General features: G+C 30.0%; 39 protein-coding genes and 1 other RNA gene. 21 read left to right on the top strand and 19 right to left on the bottom strand.

The genetic code is table 11. The features are described from left to right. The first annotated feature begins 22 nt into the window (after positions 1-22). The 5 genes from JJ842_01720 to JJ842_01700 all read left to right on the top strand — a co-directional run bounded on the left by JJ842_01720 (position 23) and on the right by JJ842_01700 (position 2155). The gene (locus tag JJ842_01720; protein MBO6970631.1) at positions 23-1213 is read left to right on the top strand and encodes a 5-(carboxyamino)imidazole ribonucleotide synthase; all 1191 of its coding nucleotides are present in this window, start codon (positions 23-25) and stop codon (positions 1211-1213) included. Positions 1214-1230: 17 nt separating this feature from the next. After that, positions 1231-1415, top strand: a non-coding RNA gene (gene ssrS / locus JJ842_01715) — 6S RNA. Between the two features lie 161 nt (positions 1416-1576). After that, positions 1577-1876, top strand: coding sequence for a DUF1651 domain-containing protein (locus JJ842_01710; protein MBO6970630.1), 300 nt, complete (start codon positions 1577-1579; stop codon positions 1874-1876). Continuing rightward, positions 1873-2013, top strand: a complete 141-nt coding sequence (locus JJ842_01705) for a hypothetical protein (protein ID MBO6970629.1) — start codon at positions 1873-1875, stop codon at positions 2011-2013. The genes JJ842_01710 and JJ842_01705 overlap by 4 nt, the downstream gene beginning before the upstream one ends. Continuing rightward, entirely contained in the window at positions 2003-2155 is a 153-nt protein-coding gene (locus JJ842_01700; GenBank protein MBO6970628.1) for a hypothetical protein, read from the top strand. Before JJ842_01705 ends, JJ842_01700 begins: the two co-directional genes overlap by 11 nt. A gap of 123 nt (positions 2156-2278) precedes the next feature. On the opposite strand, the gene JJ842_01695 is transcribed toward JJ842_01700, so the two are convergent. The 4 genes from JJ842_01695 to JJ842_01680 form a co-directional block, all read right to left on the bottom strand. Next, complete coding sequence (locus JJ842_01695) at positions 2279-3028, bottom strand: NAD-dependent DNA ligase (protein MBO6970627.1); 750 nt, start codon at positions 3026-3028, stop codon at positions 2279-2281. Next, the gene (locus tag JJ842_01690; GenBank protein MBO6970626.1) at positions 3029-3235 is read right to left on the bottom strand and encodes a hypothetical protein; all 207 of its coding nucleotides are present in this window, start codon (positions 3233-3235) and stop codon (positions 3029-3031) included. 31 nt (positions 3236-3266) lie between these two features. Beyond that, positions 3267-3524, bottom strand: coding sequence for a Notch domain-containing protein (locus tag JJ842_01685; GenBank protein MBO6970625.1), 258 nt, complete (start codon positions 3522-3524; stop codon positions 3267-3269). 72 nt (positions 3525-3596) lie between these two features. Then, positions 3597-3827: a hypothetical protein gene (locus JJ842_01680; GenBank protein MBO6970624.1), complete on the bottom strand. Its 231-nt coding sequence runs from the start codon at positions 3825-3827 to the stop codon at positions 3597-3599. Between the two features lie 190 nt (positions 3828-4017). Between JJ842_01680 and JJ842_01675 the strand changes: the two genes are divergently transcribed. Both JJ842_01675 and JJ842_01670 read left to right on the top strand, forming a co-directional pair. Beyond that, the gene (locus tag JJ842_01675; protein MBO6970623.1) at positions 4018-4308 is read left to right on the top strand and encodes a DUF1651 domain-containing protein; all 291 of its coding nucleotides are present in this window, start codon (positions 4018-4020) and stop codon (positions 4306-4308) included. Between the two features lie 2 nt (positions 4309-4310). After that, the gene (locus tag JJ842_01670) at positions 4311-4544 is read left to right on the top strand and encodes a hypothetical protein (protein MBO6970622.1); all 234 of its coding nucleotides are present in this window, start codon (positions 4311-4313) and stop codon (positions 4542-4544) included. A gap of 497 nt (positions 4545-5041) precedes the next feature. On the opposite strand, the gene JJ842_01665 is transcribed toward JJ842_01670, so the two are convergent. The 8 genes from JJ842_01665 to JJ842_01630 form a co-directional block, all read right to left on the bottom strand. Beyond that, positions 5042-5224: a hypothetical protein gene (locus tag JJ842_01665; protein ID MBO6970621.1), complete on the bottom strand. Its 183-nt coding sequence runs from the start codon at positions 5222-5224 to the stop codon at positions 5042-5044. 6 nt (positions 5225-5230) lie between these two features. After that, the gene (locus JJ842_01660; GenBank protein ID MBO6970620.1) at positions 5231-5428 is read right to left on the bottom strand and encodes a hypothetical protein; all 198 of its coding nucleotides are present in this window, start codon (positions 5426-5428) and stop codon (positions 5231-5233) included. Positions 5429-5522: 94 nt separating this feature from the next. Continuing rightward, positions 5523-5777 carry a high light inducible protein gene (locus tag JJ842_01655; GenBank protein MBO6970619.1) on the bottom strand — a complete coding sequence of 85 codons (255 nt, stop codon included), beginning with the start codon at positions 5775-5777 and terminating at the stop codon, positions 5523-5525. Between the two features lie 520 nt (positions 5778-6297). Continuing rightward, the gene (locus JJ842_01650) at positions 6298-6471 is read right to left on the bottom strand and encodes a hypothetical protein (GenBank protein MBO6970618.1); all 174 of its coding nucleotides are present in this window, start codon (positions 6469-6471) and stop codon (positions 6298-6300) included. Between the two features lie 98 nt (positions 6472-6569). Continuing rightward, positions 6570-6782 carry a TIGR02450 family Trp-rich protein gene (locus tag JJ842_01645; protein MBO6970617.1) on the bottom strand — a complete coding sequence of 71 codons (213 nt, stop codon included), beginning with the start codon at positions 6780-6782 and terminating at the stop codon, positions 6570-6572. Between the two features lie 174 nt (positions 6783-6956). Continuing rightward, positions 6957-7166, bottom strand: coding sequence for a hypothetical protein (locus JJ842_01640; protein ID MBO6970616.1), 210 nt, complete (start codon positions 7164-7166; stop codon positions 6957-6959). Positions 7167-7176: 10 nt separating this feature from the next. Next, the gene (locus JJ842_01635; GenBank protein ID MBO6970615.1) at positions 7177-7347 is read right to left on the bottom strand and encodes a hypothetical protein; all 171 of its coding nucleotides are present in this window, start codon (positions 7345-7347) and stop codon (positions 7177-7179) included. Positions 7348-7406: 59 nt separating this feature from the next. Beyond that, positions 7407-7613 (bottom strand): hypothetical protein, encoded by a 207-nt coding sequence (locus JJ842_01630; protein ID MBO6970614.1) that lies wholly within the window; start codon positions 7611-7613, stop codon positions 7407-7409. Positions 7614-7787: 174 nt separating this feature from the next. Here JJ842_01630 and JJ842_01625 point away from each other — a divergent pair, with 174 nt between their 5' ends. Then, positions 7788-8453 carry an SDR family oxidoreductase gene (locus JJ842_01625; protein MBO6970613.1) on the top strand — a complete coding sequence of 222 codons (666 nt, stop codon included), beginning with the start codon at positions 7788-7790 and terminating at the stop codon, positions 8451-8453. Between the two features lie 101 nt (positions 8454-8554). Here the strand turns inward: JJ842_01625 and JJ842_01620 are convergent, their stop codons facing one another. The 5 genes from JJ842_01620 to JJ842_01600 form a co-directional block, all read right to left on the bottom strand. Further along, positions 8555-8692 carry a hypothetical protein gene (locus JJ842_01620; GenBank protein ID MBO6970612.1) on the bottom strand — a complete coding sequence of 46 codons (138 nt, stop codon included), beginning with the start codon at positions 8690-8692 and terminating at the stop codon, positions 8555-8557. A gap of 295 nt (positions 8693-8987) precedes the next feature. After that, entirely contained in the window at positions 8988-9242 is a 255-nt protein-coding gene (locus JJ842_01615; protein ID MBO6970611.1) for a hypothetical protein, read from the bottom strand. Then, positions 9242-9469, bottom strand: coding sequence for a hypothetical protein (locus JJ842_01610; GenBank protein MBO6970610.1), 228 nt, complete (start codon positions 9467-9469; stop codon positions 9242-9244). The genes JJ842_01615 and JJ842_01610 overlap by 1 nt, the downstream gene beginning before the upstream one ends. 90 nt (positions 9470-9559) lie before the next feature. Next, positions 9560-9715: a hypothetical protein gene (locus tag JJ842_01605; protein MBO6970609.1), complete on the bottom strand. Its 156-nt coding sequence runs from the start codon at positions 9713-9715 to the stop codon at positions 9560-9562. Between the two features lie 17 nt (positions 9716-9732). Further along, positions 9733-9984, bottom strand: coding sequence for a molecular chaperone DnaJ (locus tag JJ842_01600; protein MBO6970608.1), 252 nt, complete (start codon positions 9982-9984; stop codon positions 9733-9735). 953 nt (positions 9985-10937) lie between these two features. Between JJ842_01600 and JJ842_01595 the strand changes: the two genes are divergently transcribed. Further along, a complete protein-coding gene (locus tag JJ842_01595; GenBank protein MBO6970607.1) occupies positions 10938-11174 on the top strand; it encodes a hypothetical protein in 237 nt (78 codons plus the stop codon). A gap of 22 nt (positions 11175-11196) precedes the next feature. Beyond that, positions 11197-11439, top strand: coding sequence for a hypothetical protein (locus JJ842_01590; protein MBO6970606.1), 243 nt, complete (start codon positions 11197-11199; stop codon positions 11437-11439). Positions 11440-11459: 20 nt separating this feature from the next. On the opposite strand, the gene JJ842_01585 is transcribed toward JJ842_01590, so the two are convergent. Then, positions 11460-11654, bottom strand: a complete 195-nt coding sequence (locus tag JJ842_01585; GenBank protein ID MBO6970605.1) for a hypothetical protein — start codon at positions 11652-11654, stop codon at positions 11460-11462. Positions 11655-11747: 93 nt separating this feature from the next. Then, positions 11748-12059: a DUF3303 domain-containing protein gene (locus tag JJ842_01580; protein MBO6970604.1), complete on the bottom strand. Its 312-nt coding sequence runs from the start codon at positions 12057-12059 to the stop codon at positions 11748-11750. 283 nt (positions 12060-12342) lie between these two features. On the opposite strand from JJ842_01580, the gene JJ842_01575 reads away from it, so the two are divergent. The 11 genes from JJ842_01575 (at position 12343) to JJ842_01525 (ending at position 20105) form a co-directional block, all read left to right on the top strand. Further along, positions 12343-12726: a DUP family protein gene (locus tag JJ842_01575; GenBank protein ID MBO6970603.1), complete on the top strand. Its 384-nt coding sequence runs from the start codon at positions 12343-12345 to the stop codon at positions 12724-12726. A gap of 96 nt (positions 12727-12822) precedes the next feature. After that, positions 12823-12960, top strand: coding sequence for a hypothetical protein (locus tag JJ842_01570; protein MBO6970602.1), 138 nt, complete (start codon positions 12823-12825; stop codon positions 12958-12960). Between the two features lie 121 nt (positions 12961-13081). Next, on the top strand, positions 13082-13435 hold the full coding sequence (locus tag JJ842_01565; protein ID MBO6970601.1) for a DUF1499 domain-containing protein: 354 nt from the start codon (positions 13082-13084) through the stop codon (positions 13433-13435). Between the two features lie 390 nt (positions 13436-13825). After that, entirely contained in the window at positions 13826-14881 is a 1056-nt protein-coding gene (locus JJ842_01560) for a potassium channel protein (protein MBO6970600.1), read from the top strand. A gap of 59 nt (positions 14882-14940) precedes the next feature. Continuing rightward, positions 14941-15294, top strand: coding sequence for a c-type cytochrome (locus tag JJ842_01555; protein MBO6970599.1), 354 nt, complete (start codon positions 14941-14943; stop codon positions 15292-15294). After that, complete coding sequence (locus JJ842_01550) at positions 15295-15663, top strand: hypothetical protein (GenBank protein ID MBO6970598.1); 369 nt, start codon at positions 15295-15297, stop codon at positions 15661-15663. It begins immediately after the preceding gene. Positions 15664-15829: 166 nt separating this feature from the next. Further along, positions 15830-16801, top strand: a complete 972-nt coding sequence (gene pstS / locus JJ842_01545) for a phosphate ABC transporter substrate-binding protein PstS (protein MBO6970597.1) — start codon at positions 15830-15832, stop codon at positions 16799-16801. Between the two features lie 105 nt (positions 16802-16906). Then, complete coding sequence (gene pstC, locus JJ842_01540; protein MBO6970596.1) at positions 16907-17854, top strand: phosphate ABC transporter permease subunit PstC; 948 nt, start codon at positions 16907-16909, stop codon at positions 17852-17854. Positions 17855-17860: 6 nt separating this feature from the next. After that, entirely contained in the window at positions 17861-18754 is an 894-nt protein-coding gene (pstA, locus tag JJ842_01535; protein MBO6970595.1) for a phosphate ABC transporter permease PstA, read from the top strand. After that, a complete protein-coding gene (locus JJ842_01530; protein MBO6970594.1) occupies positions 18755-19564 on the top strand; it encodes a phosphate ABC transporter ATP-binding protein in 810 nt (269 codons plus the stop codon). It abuts the gene before it with no gap. 394 nt (positions 19565-19958) lie between these two features. Next, positions 19959-20105, top strand: coding sequence for a hypothetical protein (locus JJ842_01525; protein ID MBO6970593.1), 147 nt, complete (start codon positions 19959-19961; stop codon positions 20103-20105). Positions 20106-20278: the final 173 nt, after the last annotated feature.

The raw sequence follows: 20278 nt of genomic DNA, 5'->3' as shown, positions 1-20278 counted from the left end.
GAAATGGTAATAAAATCATGCTATGAGTTTAAAAAAAAATATAAACAACATTAAAAAAAATTATTCCCTAGGAATAATTGGTGGAGGTCAATTAGCTTTGATGTTAACTGAGGCAGCAAAAAAAAGAGATTTAGAAGTATGTGTGCAAACAAAATCTTGTAATGATCCTGCTGGTTCAAAAGCAGATCATGTCATAGAAGCTGATCCTTTAAAGATAAGAGGTAATAAATCATTAATTAAAGAGTGTGAAAAAATAATTTTTGAAAATGAATGGATAAAAATTGATAAATTAAATTTAATTGACAATAATGATATTTTTGTTCCAAGTCTTAATTCAATTAAGCCATTGGTAGATAGGTTTTCTCAAAAAAAATTATTAGATAGAATGAATATTCCCTGTCCAAAATGGATAAGTATTGAAGATTTTAAAAATCTCTCGGGTGAGGAAATTAATAATTGGACTTTTCCATTAATGGTAAAATCGAATAAAGGTGGATATGACGGTAAAGGGAACATAAAAATAAATAAAAAAGAAGATTTAGATTCTTTTTTAACAGAGAATAATTCTGATGAATGGTTAATAGAAGAATGGATAGGGTATGAAAAAGAACTGGCTCTTGTTGGTTCGAGAGATAGGACCGGTAAGATAAGATTCTTCCCAATCGTTGAGACATTCCAATCAAACCATGTTTGTGATTGGGTTCTTGCACCTGGAATAAATGAATATGATTTGAACTTATTTGCAATAAATATTTTCTCTTCAATAGTCAATGAACTTAATTACGTTGGAGTTTTAGCAATTGAATTCTTCTATGGAGATAATGGTCTTTTAATTAATGAAATAGCTCCTAGAACACATAACTCAGCTCATTTCTCTATTGAAGCTTGCACTTCAAGTCAGTTTGATCAATATGTTTGCATTTCTTCTGGGATAATGCCACCTGAAATTAAAATGAACTGTGAAGGTGCAATTATGATAAATCTACTGGGGTTAAAAAAGAATTTCCCAATCTCAATGGAAACCAGAATTAAAATGTTATCTGAAATTGAGGGTTCTAATATTCATTGTTATGGCAAATCTCGCGAAATTCTTGGAAGAAAAATGGCTCACATCACATTTTTATTAAATGGTAAAACGGATTCAGAAAGATATGATGAAGCTCAAATTTTATTAACTATGGTAAGAGACATTTGGCCATCTCCAAATGCATAAAAAAATAAGTTAGAGTTAGATTACTGGATCTTTGGTTAAGTTCTTCTTTATGTGCTCTGATCTGACTCTCTTTCGACATGAGGAGACTGTTGTGACGTGGTAGTAAACCGATCTTGTAATCGGAAACGAAAGCCCACTTTGAATCCTCTTCTGGCATTTCCAGGTCGATGCAGCAGAGAACTGACGGGGATCCGGTGTTACCTATCAAAATGCTTGCTAAAACAGGCTTTTGGTGGGTATTTTATTTTTTTGGAAAAACTGAGCTTTTTTATTCTCTATCAGTGAAAATAATTTATTTGCCAAAATACTTGACGATCCATTTCTAATACATTTATATTAGTAGTACACATGTATTATAAAGCAATGACTTTAGGAGGAGCTAATGTTTGGACTAATTTTTCTTACGGTTATCGTAATGAGTCCCCAAGTGGTTGGTTGCTTAGCCAAGACCGCAGCAAATTAATTTTATTTATAAGGAATAAAAAATCTCCAAGAAATAGTATGAGAATTTTTGCACATACATATTATGCAAATGATCTTGGTGAGCCAATGGCACTTAAATCATCTACTCAAATGTATTTGGATAATGCTTGGGATAAATGGCATGACCTTCAATTAGAAGGTTGGACTTTTGAAGAACTTGAATTACCTGAATCTGTATGACTGACCTAAATCCAATCAAAAAGAAATTATCAAAAGTAGATAGAAAAATATCTATGCAAGACCCATCAAAATTATTAGCAGAATTTTTTAATGGTGTTGTCATTGAACTTGATGAAGAATGTAAATATGACTCATAAAGAATTGATAGATCAAGTTTCCGCAAATTTATTCAAACAAAGTGGAAAGTTAGAAAGCAGAAGATCTTGGTTGGCAATGAGAAATTATCTTGAACAATTAGATACCGAACAACTTAAATCCATGCTTAAGGACGACAGATGATTTAAAAACTTTATTTAGTTTTTATTTTTTTCTGAATTCTCAGAAAACCGTAAGTTGCAAAGCCAACCAAAAACATATCCAAGTAAATATGCCAAGTAGGAAAAATCTGTTGTATTAATTCCATTAACGTTTTATTGCAACTTGCCAATAAGGATAATCTAAATTTGATTTTTCTCTAATCAATTGTAATTTTCTGGAATTTATTTTTACTACTATTCCATCTGTTGGATATTTACTAAAAAGCTTCCCTTCAAGCCATTGTTTTCTAAATACTTCAACTTGGCTCGTAAAGTTGCATGAAATATCATGAGGGATCGTGAAGCCAAGCTTCGAAAGACTCTTTTTGGACTCATATTGGTTAAGTGTTGAATTAAGTATTTGAAATGCGCAGAAGCTAAGACTTTCAGAAAATCCTTCTTCAGCTCTTAGAAATCTAGAAGCGATTCTCTGGGAGATATTTGGACTTTGGTTGGGTGCATATAATTCACCTCTAACTTGAAGAACACCTCTTAAAGGGAGTTTATTGGGAATGTCTTGGACTTTAATAAGTTTACTAGTAACGTCTTCCCCTTTTCTTGAAATTGCTTTCTCCAAGGTTCCGTCCCTATATTGCAAAGCAACAGCACAACCATCAATTTTTGGTTCAATTAATAATTTGGTATCTACTAATAATCCTTTCAAAAATTCATCTATTGAATCCTTTTCTAATGGAGGTAAAACTAGTTTGTTTTTCTTTTTAAAGTAATCACAATAAGGTTTTGTTCTTAATAAGTTTTTTTCAAGTTGATCGAACTGCTTATCAGAAATTAAAGCATTACCATTTCTATAATTATCGTCATACCATTCAATTCGTTCTTCTAAATAAGTCTTCATTTAATAAGATGGCTTAAGTTTTTGGCTAGGTATCCAACTTGGTTTATCCATAATCCATTTTTCTCTATCTTCATATTTAACAGTCCATAAAAGAAATGAAGAAATTTCTTTTAGAGTTATGCCAACCAAATATCTTGTTTTTGGACTTATTGATATAAATACAAATAATAATATTAATAAAATAAGTTTAAAAATACCTTTAATCATTTAAGAACTCAGCTTAATTTTTGTGAATTTTTTATTTAATGCAATTCTTATAACCTTCAATCTTTGCAAGTTCATCAATATTCAAACCTGTTTCTTCTAGTAGAGTTTCTCCTATATTGTCCTTATTAAATTTAGTTAAAGCTCCTTCAGTAGAGTACTTAATACATTGGTTTTTGTATTTTGCTTCTTTGACAACAGGAGATAAATAAAAACCAAACAAGATGATAAAAGCTCCGTAGGTTACAACTTTTCTATGGTTTTTCCACCATTCATAAAATTTATTGGACACAAAAAATAAATGACTATTTCCTATTTTAAATTGACTGTCAAGATAACTTTAGAAATTTAAGGATTGGTTAATTTATTGATTTTCATTGATAGATTTTACCCAAGAATAATATCTTGATTTTCTAATTCTTTGCTCTTTCGAAACTAATCTATCAGCAGATTCTAAGGGTGATTCTCCTTTCTCAACTTTTGTTGTAATGGAAATTCCAAAACCTTTTGCTTCAATTTTTGCAATGCCACCCTCTAAAAAAAATAGAAAAGACCAACCTTTATTCCATCCAAGATAGAAGGGATTTCGATACATTTTATATGTATGGATCTACAACTTAATGGTATTTCCCTTTTGAAGGAGTTACTTGTATTCACTATTACCAAATAAGAAGTTTATGGCTGATTATTTCTGGAAAGTAATTTTAGTTTTAAATAATTACCAGAGGAATACTTGACGCCTACGAGTAGTACATTTATATTAATAGTACAATTGTATTATCTTCATGACTTCAGGAGTCGCAAATGTTCGGACTTATTTTTATCGTGGCAGCCTTATTGACCCCCCAACTGGCTGGTTGTTTAACAAAAAAAGTGGTTTATTAATTTTTTTTGAGAGTTATAAGAAATCTGTACCTAATAACTTACAAGTATACACTCATCTTTTCTATGCAAATGAATTAGGTGAACCAGCCCAATTTAAAAATTCAAGACTTCATTCTATTGAGTGTGCTTGTGAAACATGGAATGAATTAATTTCAGGAGGTTGGCAAATTGTTACTAATAAATTCCAGTAATCATGATCAAGGTAAATCCTTCAAAATGGGAATATCTAAAAGAATCTACCCTAAAACGAAAACGAACAAAGATTTGTATTACTTGCAATCACTTTCGCTACAGCACTACAGAAACTTTTGCTACTATCTTGATCTGTCCAAAATACGAAAAACGCATACCACAGGGTGATCATTTACTTAAAGGCTGTGAGTATTGGCAAATAAATAGGACGATATTTTCCTCTGAAGCATCTTAATTATTCTCTAATTAAACTTCTCCAGGTAGAGATATTTAATTATGTAAACAAAGCATTATTTTATACAACTTAAAAAATTCTTTTTAAGTAATTTTGTAGCATGATTCAATTTTACTTTTCCATATTTTTATTAGTTGTGCTCACATTTTTTGCACTTTTATTAGATGCACCAGAATTGGCATCTTTAATTCAAACATTTTAGAAAATAATAAATCAGCATTTTTACTGATTTACTTTCTTAATAAGTAAGGCGTAGGTTTAACTTGTTGAATAGGAGGGATCTAATGATTGACAGTCCACCAGAGGAGTTAAATTATAAAATTTAAATCTAAATAAAACTAATGCTAAATCTGGAATGAATCTTTTATTTGAGATTCATTCTTTTTTAATTTCTTTCTAAAAAATGTAAATTATTAAGTATTAAATTTTAAAAGTAAAAAATCTGTTCATATTAAAATGATTTTAGGCCTAAGTCTCTTCTTAGAAAGTGGCTAACCTTACCTGAATCCAAAACCAGTTTTTTGTTCTTCTTTTTCTTCCCATTCATTAATAATTAGTTTTAGTAGACTTTTAAGTTCTGAATTCGAAGCATCAGTATCTTTTTGAAGATTTATACAAATGTTTTTTATTTCCTCAAAAGCATTATCAATTAATATTGTTTTTTGATCTGGATTAGCCATAGAATTTTAAAATGCTCCATTACAGTTGAACCCACTGCAGTTAATAACCCTGAAAATATTCATTACAAAGTTGTGGAATCTTTCATCATAAAAAAATGCCCAGGTTGTAAAAATAGCAAAACCAGATACAGCAAAAGCAGCATATTGAAGCCAATGTATTCCATAGCTATCTAATCCATTCTTATCAAAATCAGAATTACTCAATTGCTTTTTTACTTATAATAAAAATTTTTTTTTTAAAAGGAGAGTTTGTTTTGAACAAGAGATTTTTTCTTTAAGACCTTAATGTTTTGATAGCTTAAATAAAACCAGGTATTATCCACCCAAAAAAACCGTAGTTTATTATCAAAGCTAAAAAACCAATCATAGCTAATCTCCCATTTGTTATTTCCGCATTTTTCCAAAATTTACCCATATAGTTTTTATTTTTTTTCGAATTTTTATCTATCAAATAATTTGGTTCTAAAGGTTCCTGCAACCTTTTGATGGCGTATAAAGAGAATTGAATTGTAATTGCGATGATAACAACTATAAAACTAGTAAGTGCATCCATTTTTAGATTTCATATGTGATGAATTAGTAAGCCAAAGAATAAATGACATTTTTATACATCAAACATTTCCTAATTTCTGCTTTATTGAAAGAGGAAACCTTAACTTGAATTATTAATGAATGTAACATATTTAAAAAAAATTAGTATGAATTCTTACTTTTTCTTTGGATTTCACATTTTTAAGTACTTTACTGTTACATTTATGTATCAAAAATATCTTAAGACTAGTCTTAATTGAAACAGAATTAGATTTAAGTTTTTTACTTTAAATCAGATAAAATATTAAAAATTTTTATAAGGAATATATTTTCAAAGTTATTTATTTAAATATTTTTAATAACTAGAAATTATTATTTTTGTTTGATTTCCGGAAGGTAGAATTTATTGCCTAATGTATATCCAATTGACATCAAAACGAACCCAATAAGTTGAGGTAAATGAGAATTTGCTAGAGAGATTTTTTCAATCATTTCCCAATATATAAATTTCTATAATAATAAAAATTTTTAAATACTGGAGTCTATTTTCTTTTTGATTCTTTAATCTCCCCAGATTTTTTTAGTGAATTAACAAGTCTTTCATTTTCTGTTTTTAAATTTTCTAATGCAGATTTTGTGAATTGTTCTTTGGCCTCAAATTTTGCTGAACTTATAACTTTTTTATTAGGCAGTTTTTTCTTCGGTTCTGGCTTCATATTAAACTAATTTTTTAAAATTTTAGAAGTTATTTTTTTTGTATTAGGTATTATTTTTTACAGTTTTCTGGTTAATAATATTTGTTTACATAAACAAACTAATCTTTATCATTTGGGAGTCTTGACCATCCAGTAGTCCATTCTGATTTTAGTTTTGCCCATGAGATCCTTTTAATATCTTTTTTATTTTTGGTAGGAAAAATATCAACCCATCTATCTTCATTTTTACCACCATAAGCTTTAACTTGAAAATGCCTATTACCATTGATAGTTTTTGGTGCTGTCCAACAAAGAGTAGGAGGCCATTTCATGAAAACTTTAAGAGAAAAAACTAAAGGTTGCTTTGCCCAGTCAAGACTAAACCATAATATGCAACAGTACCAAGGATAAGTACGATACCTAGTATTCTAATAATCATGCATTAATATTTTAAAATTCAAATTATATTAAAGATTAACAAATTTGAGTTGAAGATTTAATATTTTCTAATTTACCCTTTTTTTATTTCTAACTATGGAGTGGCAAGATTCAGTATGCCATTCATTCTGAATTTTGCCAATAAAATCATAAATAAATGAATCGGGACATCCAGTTGTTTTTTGAAGTTCTAAAAGTTCTTCTTTAATGAATTCATATACACTCGTTATTACTCCTAAATTTTCTTCTTGGGAGGGAGCCCATTTCTTATTCTCCATTAATATTTTTTCAATTATTTTCTACAATATCGTAATAGGTTATATCCCCATAATCAGCATCTGAACAACATAAATCTCCATATAGTTTCTCTAACAAATCATATGCATCTGAATACTTATCAAAACTTTGAATGGTTAATTCATCGTCTTTCCCATCAATTCTAATTATTTTGTAAGTCATATTTTACTTAGATCCAAAAAATATTTTTGATTTATTAGATTATCTTATAAATAAAAATCTTATTTAGGAGTATTGGTTGGATAAAGCTTCTGAATTTTATTTTTCTGAATTTCTATTTTTCGTTGTTCATATTTTTTTGCCATTATTTTACTGATAAATAATTGTGGGATAAGCCAGACTAATGCAATAGCTATAGCCATAAAAGCAGGATTTCTCCAAGTTAACCTAATAATCTCTTGTAAAAATTCTTGATTGAAAATTTCCATACATTAAATTTTGATTATAAAAATATCTTTGTTTTCTTTTATAAAATCTTTTAAAATTCATAAACTATCATAACCTTAAAAAATCTAATAAGGAATTTTATAAATTTTTTCTTTTTCTAGTTCGTTTTCTTTTATATTTGGATTTAGATTGATTTTTTATTTTTTTGTTTAGAGATGTCGACTTATCTAATTACAGGATCAAATAGGGGTATTGGATTAGAACTATGTAGGCAAATTCATAAGAGGGGAGATAATGTAATTGCAACATGTAGGAAAGCTTCAAAAGAACTTAGAGATTTAGGAGTAAGAATTGAAGAGAATATAGAAATTTCTTCTGATGAGTCGATAACAAATTTGTGTAAAAAACTATCTGGAGTTAGTTTAGATTGCTTAATTCATAATGCAGGAATTTATGAATTTAATTCTTTCGAAAACTTAGATAAGAAAAGTATTTTGCGTCAATTTGAAGTTAATGCATTGAGCCCAATATGTATGACTCAATCACTTAGACATCTTTTAAAAAGATCTTCTAAAGTTGCTTTTATCACAAGTAGAATGGGGTCTATTGAAGATAATACATCAGGAAGTTCTTATGGTTACAGGATGTCTAAGGTAGCCTTGTCTATGGCAGCAAAATCACTTTCCATAGATTTATCAAGAGAAGATATTTATGTAGCTATTTTGCATCCTGGGTTAGTAAGTACAAGAATGACTGGCTTTACAAGTAATGGAATTAGTCCTGAAGAATCAGCAAATGGCCTTTTAAAACGTATTGATTCTTTAAATAAAAATAATTCGGGGATGTTTTGGCATTCCAACGGAGAAATTTTGCCCTGGTGATATCTTTACCTTTGTATTGATGAGATTTATATCTTAGATTTGTTAAAAAACTTTTAAATTTTTAACGTATTTCTTTCCTTGTTTAATTCTTTTAGTTATCTTTAAAAAAACATTAGTAAAGGAGGTGATTCATTGTCGTATCTACCGAAAAATGCGGTTATCAAAGGGACCGTGAATTCAGTATCTTCATCACATTCATCGGTCTCTTTTTCTTTAATTAAGAAAAAAGGTTTCATCATCAATAGATTTATATAAATCAATCACTTAATTATCAAAAGCTCTGCATCTCAAGTAGTTGCAGAGCTTTTTTTTATGAATTTGAATAGTCCTTCAAAATTTAATCTACTTTTTTTGGCCAAAGTAAATTAAGGCTAAAAAAGATAAAGTGCTTACCAAAGCAATTAAGTACCACCCACTTGAGGAATTGCTTGTTACTTCTGTCATTTATATTGATTTATCGGAAGAATTGATTATTTGAGTGAAAATCACAATTGACATCATTAAAAAAACTAAAAGGATGTAAGTCACGTTCATTTATAGAAAAATGCTAATTATCAAAAAGATTATTCCTAGAACTACCGTAACAATTGCTGCATCTACTAATAAGTCTTTCCATGTATAGCTTTTAAGCATCCTTGTTTTATCTTCTTCACTCATAAGGTTTTTTAACCACGTCCAATCTAAAATCTGTGTCAATGCAACACCAAAAATTAAATGACCAATCAAAATACCAATTAGATCAATTCTAGAAATATCTTTAGTGAGACTTGTAATAATAAAAAAGTCCACTAGCTTTTTTCTTTATTAGATAAAGCTCCACCTTCTTCTTTGTATTTTTCCCAAGCTTCACTTATTTTTGCTTTAGAGAGGTTTTGTTTCCCTTCAGATAATTTATTTTTGAGATTATTAAAACTATTTGTCAGCTCTTTTTTTGTTGGTTCATCAAGAAAGTTTGATGTTAATTTCCATAGGTACCAGCTACTAGCTAGAAGAAGAATTAATCCCAGTAATTGCATATTGGTTTTTTACTATGCTACAACTTTTTAAATGGTTTCGATAAATTAATTTATTTAATACCTGCAAAATTTTTTTGACAAAAATAAAAATTAAAACTTTAACCAGTGGAAAAATATTCTATCAAGCAACCATATAGTTATACCCCCTTCCAGGAAAGCCAACCAGTACATCCCATAATCAGAAAATCCCATTTGCTCTTTTACTGACTTAATTAATTTTTTGTGAGATTGAATGAGATCTTTCATTTATAAATCAAATTGTTTTAAAGCTGCTGATTTTCTTTTATTAAGAATCCCTTCCCATAACAAGATAAACAGGTTTTAGTTTCATCTAATGAAATTCTTAGGAAACCAGCTCCATTACATCTAAAGCAATTTACTTTAGAAGTTGAGTAAAGTTTTGACTTGATTTTAGCAGCACGATTTAAGTAAGAAACAGTTTCTTTACGACCGTTTGCTTGAGCAGCCTTATTTAAGAGAGTTTTATAATTGACTTTTAGTTCTTGAGTATTCATATTTTGGTAGAGACAATGATTCGAGTGGAGGAAAATAATTTTTTATATAATTAAAAAACTAGAAATTTTCCGTTTATATTTCTGATCTGATCTCTTGTTGAGATTCTTTTAATATAACTAGGATTTGCTTTATACGTTTGGTCTCTTGAGTATTTACTTGTATATTTAATAGAAATTTTATATTTGATAAATTAAAAAATATATTTGGGTAATCATTAAAGAGAAAATTCTTTCGACCTAGAAAGGAATTTTTGAAGTTTTATTTTTTAAGAATATGTTTTAGCTCTAGTAAATCATCCAGGCTTTTTGAGATTTTTTACTAAAAAATCATTTTCATTGGTAAGAACTTCTAGCTTAGATTTTTCCAACTCTTTTTTTATTTCGGGAGTTAGATCCTTTTTTGTATCATTTAGATTCATAAGATTTGTCCCTAAATTATTTAAAAGACATTTGAGATCATAGTGATTCCAAAAATAATTTGTGGATAGTTTTTTCTTAAAAGAAGATAATATTTTATTTTGCACATAGAAATCTAAATTTAATCAACATATTGTGGAAAACCCTGTTGAAAAACGCTTAAAAAGTGGATAACTCTTCGGGAGCATTATCAAAACAAGCTTTTCTGGAAAACTTTTTAAGTATTAATACTTCATCAAAAAAAAATAAAATATAGTTTAAAAAGTAAGATAATCTCTTGTTATAACTATGGGATCATTACTTTTTTAAAAAGATAAAATATCTATACCAGAAGCTCATGTTGATAAAAAATTTAAAAAGTTTTTTCTTCATGATGTATCAAATTAAAAATTAAAGTGAAGAAAAATCAATCTAAACTTGAAATTTTTAATTTTTGTCATAGCTGAGTATAAATTGTTTAATTCGGTTTTCTCTATGTAAAAATTTCTCAAACCTGGAACTAATCAAATATGGTTGATTTAGTTAAAAAAACTTAAATGACAGAAGAAAAAAAGGATTCAAAAAAATGTTCTGGAAAGAAAAACATTATGTTTGCCTATGGTTTTATACAACTTGGTTCTAGTTTTGTATCTGCAATAGCTTTAGCTGCGATTGCTTTTGGATTCTGTTCAGTAAAAAAAGAGTCTAAACTTTTTAATAAATGTGTTGCCGAAATTATTGAAGATGGTGGTACTAATTCAGAGGCGGTAAGGTATTGCAATGGGGGCAATTAAAAGTCTCTCCCAGAAAAATTAAATGGATTCGACAAGTGATTTGATTATCGACTCTTTAAAAGAGGAGCCAATTGGAGAAACTGATCACTTTATTTGGTTCATAACAGATATTGGCATTGTTGCCCTATTTAAAAGAGTGGAAAACTTTGAAACTTATAGTTCGAATGTCGAAATTGAGGCAAATAAAATTGCTTTAGATATAACTAAAGAAGAAAAAGAGTACCTCAAAATAAAAGATAGACAGCTTTTCTTGTTTTATTCATAATCTAGGATTTAGTTCTTGATTTAGTAAGATGGCTCAAGGTTAAAGGCAGGCTCCATAATATTGTTTTCGCTAATCAATTCGTAGGTTAGTTCTTTATTTAGGGCATTTATATAAGATGTATAGAGTTTTCCCCAAACAAATTCAAATTCATCTTTACTTAAATTCTTGAAAAGAATTTCTCCTTTGAAGTAAATGTGATAAGAATCATTCATCATGGAAAATTAATCTGTTCCTTTTTAACGCAGTGAAATATTTATGTAGTATTAGGTGCTACTAAAAAGAAATTTATATTTGGAAGTCAAATACTTTTAGACTATCCGCGTATTCATTTTTTGTTTTTTGAATAATCCGACTGTCTCATCAAGATCCATACACGGCTGAATACTTATATCCATTAACCTTCTCCAGGGATGCCATTGCTTCCAAATTGTCTCAAGAGAATCTGCACTTACTACAGAATGTCCAATCCCATTTTGAACCATAAAAATCCAAGAATGAACCTCATAGTTTTCAGGTCTGTTTTGGGGACCGCCTGATTCATACCAATTAATTAGCATTTCTGCCCCTTCTTCTTGATCCTCGCCATCAGTAAATTCGTAGGAAATCAAATACCTTTGCATATAGATTATTATTAAAATCTCTAAACTATTTTAACTCTAGATTTAGATATTGCCTCTCAATTTAATTAATGCTATGAAGTTTATAGAAGTGATTGTTTTAAATGACCTATAGATTTGGGAAAATCAAGAAGAATATTTTGACTAATTTATCTTTCATAAATAGGACAATCTTGAAGTATTTTCAAAACCATGATCTGTTCGTATAGCTCCAGTTAACAGATAAAATTTGATACTTTTTAAAATACCTTAAATTAGTTACCATATTTGTACTTTATAGATACCAATGATAAATAAAAAGGATCAAAGCGATCCAATTGATAATTTAGAGTATGAAAAAGTTCTAGAAGAAGAAATAATTAATTCGTACGAAAGTAAATTTCAGAAAGATACTGAAGAAGATATTAAAAAGATTAATTTCTACAGACTTAAAAGAACTCCATTAGAAATAATAAATAGGTCATTTTTCTTTTTCTTTATTGGAAGTTTTCTTTTCTCTCTGTTTTTAGCTTATTCAGAAAGTAAGTTATGGTTCATACTTTATGTAATAAGTGCATTGTCATGTGTTTTCTATACTCCTAACAGAAAGGCACTTAAAGAATTAATAGCAGCTTGGCCCAATATAGAGGATCTCATTAAAGGGAGGAGTTTGTGGAGAAAAGGCAAGTAAAAAGATTATGAAACCGTTAAATTCATTTAAAAAGTGGTTATTAAATATTCTTGTGCCATACATTGAGGGCACCAAAAAGAAGAAAGAGGATAAAAAATGAGTCTAATAAAGGTTGGAATTATTGTTGAATTTTTTTTGTTTGTGGGAGTTTTTTTATGGGTTAGGAAACTAACTAGTAATAAAGGTAGACAACCATCTCTATCAAAAAAAACAATTAAAAATCTCAAATTTTAGAATTTTGATCAAAAAATAAGGAATCTTTATAAAGAGATTAAATTTATGGTGAATTTATTTACTTTTTCTCTCTCACTTTGTATATGAAATCGGTTAGAACATCTATATCTTTATTAAAAATATGGTTTCCTCCATTCAAGGTCTTGCTCCAATAACTAATCCATTAAATAGTGTCTTGGTAGAAAAGAAACTAATAAATGTTGATCAAAAGTTTATTCAACTTGTTTCTCTGGCAGAAGGGTTACCTCGTACAGAAGTTATTGAAAGTGGTAGAAATTATTGGAGAGGCGTTTGTAGAAGCTTAATCTTTAGATTTCCAGATGACCTCGAAATTTTAAAGCTTGATGTAAGAAGTTATGTAGATAGATCAAAAGGAATTATTCAGATAAGATCTGCAGCAAGATTAGGGCAATCTGATCTAGGCGTAAATCTTAGAAGAGTGGAATACTTGTTTAATCAATTAGATAAATTTTAATTAATCTATTTTTTATAAATTTAAGGTTCTTTTTACTAAATAGTTGTGCTTTAATTCATAATAATATTTTAAATGCCATCATGAAATTTATTTTAGTTGGAGTTATTATTGCGCTCGTATATTCTCAACCTGATCTTCGTCTTACAGTCGCGGATTGGTTAAAAGCAGCTTCTGATTTTCTTATTGAATCAGTACAAGTAAAACCTTGAATTAATTTAATGAAGCATTAAATAAGACCTGAGACAGTAATCATTTGTTTAATGCATAGAGCTACAAAAATAAATATTATTATCCTGCTTAATATGTATTTCACTTAAACAAATAAATAGTTTTAGGAACATAATAGAAAATTTTTTTGAAATTTTTGAATAGTTAACGATAATAAGGGATATGAAGCTTAGATTATTTGAGTTCTATTTTATTAAAGACTATTTAAGGCCTTGGTTTGGTCTTATTTATTCTTTATTCTTTCTGTTTTTTTTAGGTGCAATTGGCTATCGAATAACAGAGGGATGGGAATGGAGTGATTGCTTATGGATGGTTCTGATCACAATAACCACTATTGGTTTTGGAGAAGTTCAACCCTTAAGTCCTGAAGGCAGGATCGTAACTGTTTTAGTAATCGTTGGCGGATTGATCTTTATTCAATTTACTTTTCAAAAAGCTGTTAGATTATTCGAATCCGGCTATTTTCAAAGAGTAAACGAATTACGTTTTAAAAGAATTCTTAGGAAAATGGAAAATCATGTAATTTTGTGCGGATATGGGAGAGTAGGTCAGGAAATATCTAACCAAATAAAAACGCAAAACATTCCTATTATCGTCGTTGAGAGTGATGAAGATAGAAAAAAGATTGCAGAAGAAAATGGTTTAGAAGTACTTTGTGCTGATGCAACTCTTGATGAGACTTTAAAACTGGCAGGATTAGAAAAATGCAAAAGCTTGGTCGTTACTTTGCCTAATGATGCTGCAAATTTATATGTTGTTTTAAGTGCTAAAGGGATAAGAAGTTCTATAAGAGTAATTGCAAGGGCTGGGACTGAAGAGGCTGCCAATAAGTTGAGATTGGCTGGTGCAAGTATAGTTGTAAGCCCTTATATCGCAGCAGGAAGAGCAATGGCATCAATGGCTTTAAGACCTATAGCTATTGATTTTCTTGATCTTTTAGCAGGGAGTGAATGTGAAATTGAAGAATTTGAATTAAGTAATGATATTAGTCTTTTTGAAACAGCAGAGAAAAGATCTCTTTCTGAACTTGGAATAGGTAAAAAGAGTGGTGCAAAAATTTTAGCTATAAAAGAGAACGAAAAATTATTTACCAACCCTGGAGGTAATTTCATACTTCAACCAGGTCAGGTTTTAATAGCATTTGGTAGTAAAGAACAACTAAATATTTTGAACGGTTTATTAGGAAATCTTGTCGTTGCAGTAGAGCTCCTAAAATAGATATATCTTGAGTAAGAATTAAAGGTTAAATTAGTTATAGGCAATATAAATTGAATGTAATGAAAATATTTAAATTTCTATTTGTAATTCCTGTAATAACTTTAATAATTATTTTTCAAACCTCTTTGCATAATAGATATCTAATGGCTTCTGATATTAGAGATGGAGAAACAATTTTTAGAAATGTTTGTGCAGGCTGCCATGTAAGAGGTGAATCAGTCGTTCTCAAAGGATCTAAATCATTAAAACTTTCAGACCTTGAAAAAAGAGGTATAGCAGATGTAAATTCAATAACAATAATTGCTAATGATGGGATTGGTTTTATGAAGGGTTATAAAAATAAATTGAGGGATGGAGAGGATAAGGTTCTCGCACGATGGATTATTCAAAATGCAGAAAAGGGATGGGAGTAAATGAAAAGCGTACTTCTAGCATCGTTTTTATTTCTATTAGCTGAATTTTCTTTTGCTGAGGAATTAACTAATTACACAATTACATCTGATTCTCAAATAAATACTTTAGAAGGTGATTTAGAGGCTAAGGGAAATGTAGTCATTAAGAGTAATAGTGGTAATTTTGAGGCTTATTCGGACAAGCTTTCTTTTGACAAGGATGACAAATCTCTAAAACTTATTGGTAATGTATATGTTAAAAATTTAGAGTCTGAGGGAATTGCAATTGAAGAAACATCTGGAGATGAGTTGACCATATTTACTGATACAGGACTTTTTGAATTCAAATCTCAAAATAAAAACAGAGTAAAAACAAAAATTAAATTCTAAATAAAAAGTTGATATTTAATTGAAATTTAAATTATTAGCTGAGCTCTTAATGCCGATATATAAATAATAATTTTATATATCAAAATAATTTGATTTGTATATCTTTAAATTTTTTATTACCTCATGATTGTAATTTATATTTAACAGACTCATTTCTCATTACAAAGTGAGCATTTTAAAAAAAATCCTTATTTTTTCTTCTACTATCTCATTAGTTCTCTCTCAAGAAGCGATTGCTTCAAAAAGATTGAGCGGAGCAGGTGCTACATTTCCCTCCAAAATTTATACTAGGTGGTTTTTTGACTTAGCCAAATCAGGTGGACCAAGAGTTAACTATCAAGCAGTAGGTTCTGGTTCTGGCAGAAAAGCCTTTATAGATGAAACAGTAAATTTTGGTGCTTCTGATGATCCTATGAAGGTTAAGGATATAGAAAAGGTATCAAGAGGCTTAGTACAGATTCCTATGGTTGGAGGAACTATTGCCTTTGGTTATAACTATGATTGCGATTTGAAACTTACTCAAGAGCAAGCAGTACGAGTTGCAATGGGTATGGTTAAAAACTGGAAAGAATTAGGCTGTAAATCAGGAAAGTTAACTTGGACACATCGTTCTGATGGTTCTGGAACTACTAAGGCTTTCACAAACTCTATGGAAGCATTTTCACCAACATGGACTTTAGGAACTGGTAAATCAGTTAAGTGGCCAGCAGGCGTTGGAGCAAAAGGTAATTCTGGTGTTGCAGGTGTAATTCAAAACACTCCAGGCGCAATTGGGTATGTAAATCAGTCATATATTAAAGGTAATGTTAAGGCTGCTGCACTTCAAAATCTTTCAGGGGAGTTTCTAAAACCATCTGCAGAAGCAGGAGCTAAGGCTCTTAATGGTATTACGTTAGATGAAAATCTTGCGGGTAAAAATCCTAATCCAACAGCAAAAGGAGCGTACCCTATAGCTTCATTGACATGGATACTTGCTTACGAAAAAGGTAATGGTAGAAATACTAAAGCAATCAAACAAACCTTTAATAAATTGTTAAGTGATGAGTATCAAGATAAGGCTTCATCCCTTGGATTTATCCCCTTAAAAGGGAATATCCTTTTGAAATCAAGAGCTGCCGTTGAAAAAATAGGTAGTTAAATTTTTTAATAGATGTTAAATTATCATGACTTTCATATACCTTTAAGTCCTCTTAAAGTCTTTTACAGCATTTAGTAGTAGATTTATAGAGATATTCTTTTTTTAATGGAAGAGAAATTAACTCTTTTCAAGAATCGTAAAAGATTCGGTATCGAAAAAAATATAGATATTATCTTCAAGAATACTGCTCTAGTCTTGTCTAGTTTCGTAGCAATAATACTTTTAGGAATTATTTTAGTAGTCTTTTTTCAGTCATTTGAATCCTTTGCAAGGTATGGGTTGAAGTTTCTAGTAACCTCTGAATGGAATCCAGTAAAAGATGAATACGGAGCTTTTACTGCAATATATGGCACATTGGTAACGTCATTTCTTTCGCTATTAATAACTATCCCTTTGGGCGTTGGAACTGCAATATTTATTACCGAGGACTTTGTACCGAAAGTTTTTAGAGAAATAATAGGTTCCTTTGTTGAATTATTAGCGGCTATTCCATCAGTTGTATTGGGACTTTGGGCAATATTTGTTATGGAACCTTTTTTTAGAGCCTTTTTTGTCTTTTTACATAATTTCTTTGGTTGGATACCTTTATTCAGTACAGAACCGACAGGCAGGAATTCCTTGTTAGCAATATTGATTTTAGTCGTGATGCTTTTGCCTATAGTGACTTCCATTGCAAGGGATTCACTTAATCAGGTTCCTAAAAAGCTTAGGAATGCAGCATATGGAATTGGAGCAAGTAGATGGAAAACAATATTTTCAGTAATCTTACCGGCAGCACTATCAGGAATTATGGCAGGAGTTCTATTGGCATTAGGTAGGGCGATGGGAGAAACAATGGCTGTCACAATGATTATTGGTAATTCCAATGCATTTAGTTGGTCTATATTATCTCCTGGATATACTATTTCCTCAATGCTCGCAAACCAGTTTGGTGAGGCAGATGGAAGTCAGGTTTCATCACTGTTTTATGCGGCTTTTGTACTGATGATCCTATCTTTAGTGGTTAATATCTTTGCTCAATGGCTAGTTAAGAAATTTAGTCTCAAATATTAGATAATTATGAATTCACTTTACTACCAGAAAAGATTATCAAGAAATATAGGTGATAAATTCTTCACTTCTCTCTCTGTAATTTGTGCATTGATCGCAATACTGCCATTGATTTTTTTAGTTACTTATATTCTTATCAAAGGTGGGTCTCAAATCACACCAGAACTATTTACTTTAGAACCAAATCCTCCTGGAGATGATTTAGATGCAGGAGGCATTAATCCTGCATTGATCGGGACATTAATAATAACAACCATCGCTTCAATTATTGCGATACCAGTAGGTATTGGCGGTGGTATATATCTGGCGGAATACTCTAAAGGTGGTGCTTTTTCAAGGTTTATTAGATTTGGGGTAAATGTTTTAGCGGGAGTCCCTTCAATAATTGCAGGTGTATTTATTTATGCCTTAATCGTTTCAACAAAGATTTTATTTGGAAGTATGTATAGTGGTTTGGCAGGAGGTATGGCGCTTTCAATATTAATGTTGCCTACTGTGATTAAGACGACTGATGAAGGTTTAAAGTTAGTGCCGAATGAATTGAGATATGCCTCCCTTGGGGTGGGAGCAAGTATGTATACAACTATATTAAAAGTTACTTTGCCCTCTGCCTTTAGGTCCATTGCTACTGGTGTTGTTCTTGGCATTGCTAGAGCTGCTGGCGAAACAGCACCTTTGATATTTACGGCTTTATTCTCTTACTACTACATAACAGGCTTTGGAGACTTGTTTTATGAGATGGGTTCCTTGGCTGTATTGATATATAACTTTGCCCTTGAACCTTATGATGCACAGAATAAATTAGCCTGGGCAGCTTCCTTTATTCTTGTTTTATCGATACTATCAGTAAATATATTTTCAAGAATATTAGGCGCTTTTACTGAGAAAACTAAGAGAGTATAAATGATCAAAACTAATAAAAAAACACCAAAGAATATCATTTTATCTCTTGAGAATGTCTCTATTAGCTATGGAACTTTTGAAGCAGTAAGAAATGTTTTTTGTAATTTTAAAAAAGGCAATATAACCTCTCTTATTGGACCTTCAGGCTGTGGCAAATCAACTGTTCTTAGATCATTAAATAGGATGAACGACTTGATTCCTAATTGTTCGTTAAAAGGGACTGTCCTCTTTGATGGAACTAATATCTATGATAAAAGAGTAGATCCTGTTGAAGTGAGAAGAAGAATTGGGATGGTTTTTCAACAACCTAATCCTTTTCCTAAATCTATCTATGAAAATATTGCATTTGGGGCAAGAATTAACGGCTATACGGGAGATATGGATGAATTGGTCGAAAGTTCACTAAGAAAGGCTGCTTTATGGGATGAATGTAAGGATAAATTAAATGACAGTGGTTACTCTTTATCTGGAGGACAACAACAAAGATTATGTATAGCAAGAACTATTGCAATTGAACCTGAAATAATTCTCATGGATGAGCCATGTTCTGCATTAGATCCAATTTCTACTCTAAAAATTGAGGAGACGATGCATGAACTTAAGAAGAATTACACAATAATAATTGTCACCCATAATATGCAACAGGCTTTAAGAGTTAGTGATATGACTGCATTCTTTAATGCGATCGAATATGAAGATGGTGATGGAGGAAAAGTTGGTTATCTTGCAGAATTTAATTCGACAAAGAAAATTTTTAATTCTCCAAAAGAAAAAACCACTCAGGAATATATATCGGGCAAATTTGGTTGATGTTTAATTTTTACTTTTAAAAATAAAAATCTTTTCTTTTAAGATAGTAAAGGGGTAGACAAACAGTATAAATACCTATATAGTTATTTCGAATTAGTAAGTTTATCTTTGAAGAACTATCCTTTCCTACCTTTCTTGATTTTTGCAGGGGCTCTAATAACAACTGCAACTATAGGATTGCCAGTATTTACTTCATAATTTAATAGTATTTCTATTGAGGTTAATCTTATGGTTTCAATAATAAATAAAAAATTAATTGGAAGTCCTCATAAAACTTTAATTAAAGGAAATTTATTTGACTTTATGGAAATAAGAGAGAATATGAATCTGTGTGGGAGTAAAAAATCTGTATTAAAACCATTTTTAAAGGTGGTTAATTTCTAATTTATTTATCATGGATAAAACTAAAGAACAGTTAGAAAAACTAAGAGAAGTAGCAGAAGCATCTCTTAACAAAACGGATGAACTTCAAAAAGTTCTTGCTCAAATCGAAGCTTTAATGTCCAGGGAAGAATCACAAACTTTATCAAAGAAGAAATAATTTTTAAAAAAATAATATTAGGATTTGTACTTTTGATTACACCTCTACAATTTTATTGTAGTTATTAATTAAGTATGCAGAACCCGTTCCAAAGTTTTCTGTTAGGTCTCGAGGTCTTACCTTCTTTAAGTAAAAGACCTCTTTAAATTACTTGTTTTTATTATATTTATATT

Origin of the sequence: Prochlorococcus marinus CUG1433, assembly GCA_017644425.1 — a bacterium.
GTDB classification, from domain to species: domain Bacteria; phylum Cyanobacteriota; class Cyanobacteriia; order PCC-6307; family Cyanobiaceae; genus Prochlorococcus_A; species Prochlorococcus_A marinus_U.
The sequence above is the reverse complement of the archived record's forward strand: the minus strand, read 5'-3'. Positions and strand labels throughout refer to the sequence as shown.

Excerpts from the sequence above, each read along its gene's own strand:
- JJ842_01655 (MBO6970619.1), bottom strand. The coding sequence starts at position 5,777 with ATGGATGCACTTACTAGTTTTATAGTTGTTATCATCGCAATTACAATT.
- JJ842_01630 (MBO6970614.1), bottom strand. The coding sequence starts at position 7,613 with ATGGAAATTTTCAATCAAGAATTTTTACAAGAGATTATTAGGTTAACT.
- JJ842_01620 (MBO6970612.1), bottom strand. The coding sequence starts at position 8,692 with ATGATGAAACCTTTTTTCTTAATTAAAGAAAAAGAGACCGATGAATGT.
- JJ842_01635 (MBO6970615.1), bottom strand. The coding sequence starts at position 7,347 with ATGACTTACAAAATAATTAGAATTGATGGGAAAGACGATGAATTAACC.
- JJ842_01565 (MBO6970601.1), top strand. The coding sequence starts at position 13,082 with ATGGTTTCCTCCATTCAAGGTCTTGCTCCAATAACTAATCCATTAAAT.
- JJ842_01625 (MBO6970613.1), top strand. The coding sequence starts at position 7,788 with ATGTCGACTTATCTAATTACAGGATCAAATAGGGGTATTGGATTAGAA.
- JJ842_01585 (MBO6970605.1), bottom strand. The coding sequence starts at position 11,654 with ATGATGAATGATTCTTATCACATTTACTTCAAAGGAGAAATTCTTTTC.
- JJ842_01645 (MBO6970617.1), bottom strand. The coding sequence starts at position 6,782 with ATGAAATGGCCTCCTACTCTTTGTTGGACAGCACCAAAAACTATCAAT.
- JJ842_01610 (MBO6970610.1), bottom strand. The coding sequence starts at position 9,469 with ATGCAATTACTGGGATTAATTCTTCTTCTAGCTAGTAGCTGGTACCTA.
- JJ842_01575 (MBO6970603.1), top strand. The coding sequence starts at position 12,343 with ATGATAAATAAAAAGGATCAAAGCGATCCAATTGATAATTTAGAGTAT.
- JJ842_01700 (MBO6970628.1), top strand. The coding sequence starts at position 2,003 with ATGACTCATAAAGAATTGATAGATCAAGTTTCCGCAAATTTATTCAAA.
- JJ842_01720 (MBO6970631.1), top strand. The coding sequence starts at position 23 with ATGAGTTTAAAAAAAAATATAAACAACATTAAAAAAAATTATTCCCTA.
- JJ842_01690 (MBO6970626.1), bottom strand. The coding sequence starts at position 3,235 with ATGATTAAAGGTATTTTTAAACTTATTTTATTAATATTATTATTTGTA.
- JJ842_01555 (MBO6970599.1), top strand. The coding sequence starts at position 14,941 with ATGAAAATATTTAAATTTCTATTTGTAATTCCTGTAATAACTTTAATA.
- JJ842_01665 (MBO6970621.1), bottom strand. The coding sequence starts at position 5,224 with ATGGCTAATCCAGATCAAAAAACAATATTAATTGATAATGCTTTTGAG.
- JJ842_01530 (MBO6970594.1), top strand. The coding sequence starts at position 18,755 with ATGATCAAAACTAATAAAAAAACACCAAAGAATATCATTTTATCTCTT.
- JJ842_01560 (MBO6970600.1), top strand. The coding sequence starts at position 13,826 with ATGAAGCTTAGATTATTTGAGTTCTATTTTATTAAAGACTATTTAAGG.
- JJ842_01680 (MBO6970624.1), bottom strand. The coding sequence starts at position 3,827 with ATGTATCGAAATCCCTTCTATCTTGGATGGAATAAAGGTTGGTCTTTT.
- JJ842_01675 (MBO6970623.1), top strand. The coding sequence starts at position 4,018 with ATGACTTCAGGAGTCGCAAATGTTCGGACTTATTTTTATCGTGGCAGC.
- JJ842_01705 (MBO6970629.1), top strand. The coding sequence starts at position 1,873 with ATGACTGACCTAAATCCAATCAAAAAGAAATTATCAAAAGTAGATAGA.
- JJ842_01580 (MBO6970604.1), bottom strand. The coding sequence starts at position 12,059 with ATGCAAAGGTATTTGATTTCCTACGAATTTACTGATGGCGAGGATCAA.
- JJ842_01695 (MBO6970627.1), bottom strand. The coding sequence starts at position 3,028 with ATGAAGACTTATTTAGAAGAACGAATTGAATGGTATGACGATAATTAT.
- pstA (MBO6970595.1), top strand. The coding sequence starts at position 17,861 with ATGAATTCACTTTACTACCAGAAAAGATTATCAAGAAATATAGGTGAT.
- JJ842_01525 (MBO6970593.1), top strand. The coding sequence starts at position 19,959 with ATGGATAAAACTAAAGAACAGTTAGAAAAACTAAGAGAAGTAGCAGAA.
- JJ842_01670 (MBO6970622.1), top strand. The coding sequence starts at position 4,311 with ATGATCAAGGTAAATCCTTCAAAATGGGAATATCTAAAAGAATCTACC.
- JJ842_01550 (MBO6970598.1), top strand. The coding sequence starts at position 15,295 with ATGAAAAGCGTACTTCTAGCATCGTTTTTATTTCTATTAGCTGAATTT.
- JJ842_01640 (MBO6970616.1), bottom strand. The coding sequence starts at position 7,166 with ATGGAGAATAAGAAATGGGCTCCCTCCCAAGAAGAAAATTTAGGAGTA.
- pstC (MBO6970596.1), top strand. The coding sequence starts at position 16,907 with ATGGAAGAGAAATTAACTCTTTTCAAGAATCGTAAAAGATTCGGTATC.
- JJ842_01710 (MBO6970630.1), top strand. The coding sequence starts at position 1,577 with ATGACTTTAGGAGGAGCTAATGTTTGGACTAATTTTTCTTACGGTTAT.
- JJ842_01590 (MBO6970606.1), top strand. The coding sequence starts at position 11,197 with ATGGATTCGACAAGTGATTTGATTATCGACTCTTTAAAAGAGGAGCCA.
- JJ842_01600 (MBO6970608.1), bottom strand. The coding sequence starts at position 9,984 with ATGAATACTCAAGAACTAAAAGTCAATTATAAAACTCTCTTAAATAAG.
- JJ842_01595 (MBO6970607.1), top strand. The coding sequence starts at position 10,938 with ATGACAGAAGAAAAAAAGGATTCAAAAAAATGTTCTGGAAAGAAAAAC.
- JJ842_01650 (MBO6970618.1), bottom strand. The coding sequence starts at position 6,471 with ATGAAGCCAGAACCGAAGAAAAAACTGCCTAATAAAAAAGTTATAAGT.
- JJ842_01570 (MBO6970602.1), top strand. The coding sequence starts at position 12,823 with ATGAGTCTAATAAAGGTTGGAATTATTGTTGAATTTTTTTTGTTTGTG.
- JJ842_01605 (MBO6970609.1), bottom strand. The coding sequence starts at position 9,715 with ATGAAAGATCTCATTCAATCTCACAAAAAATTAATTAAGTCAGTAAAA.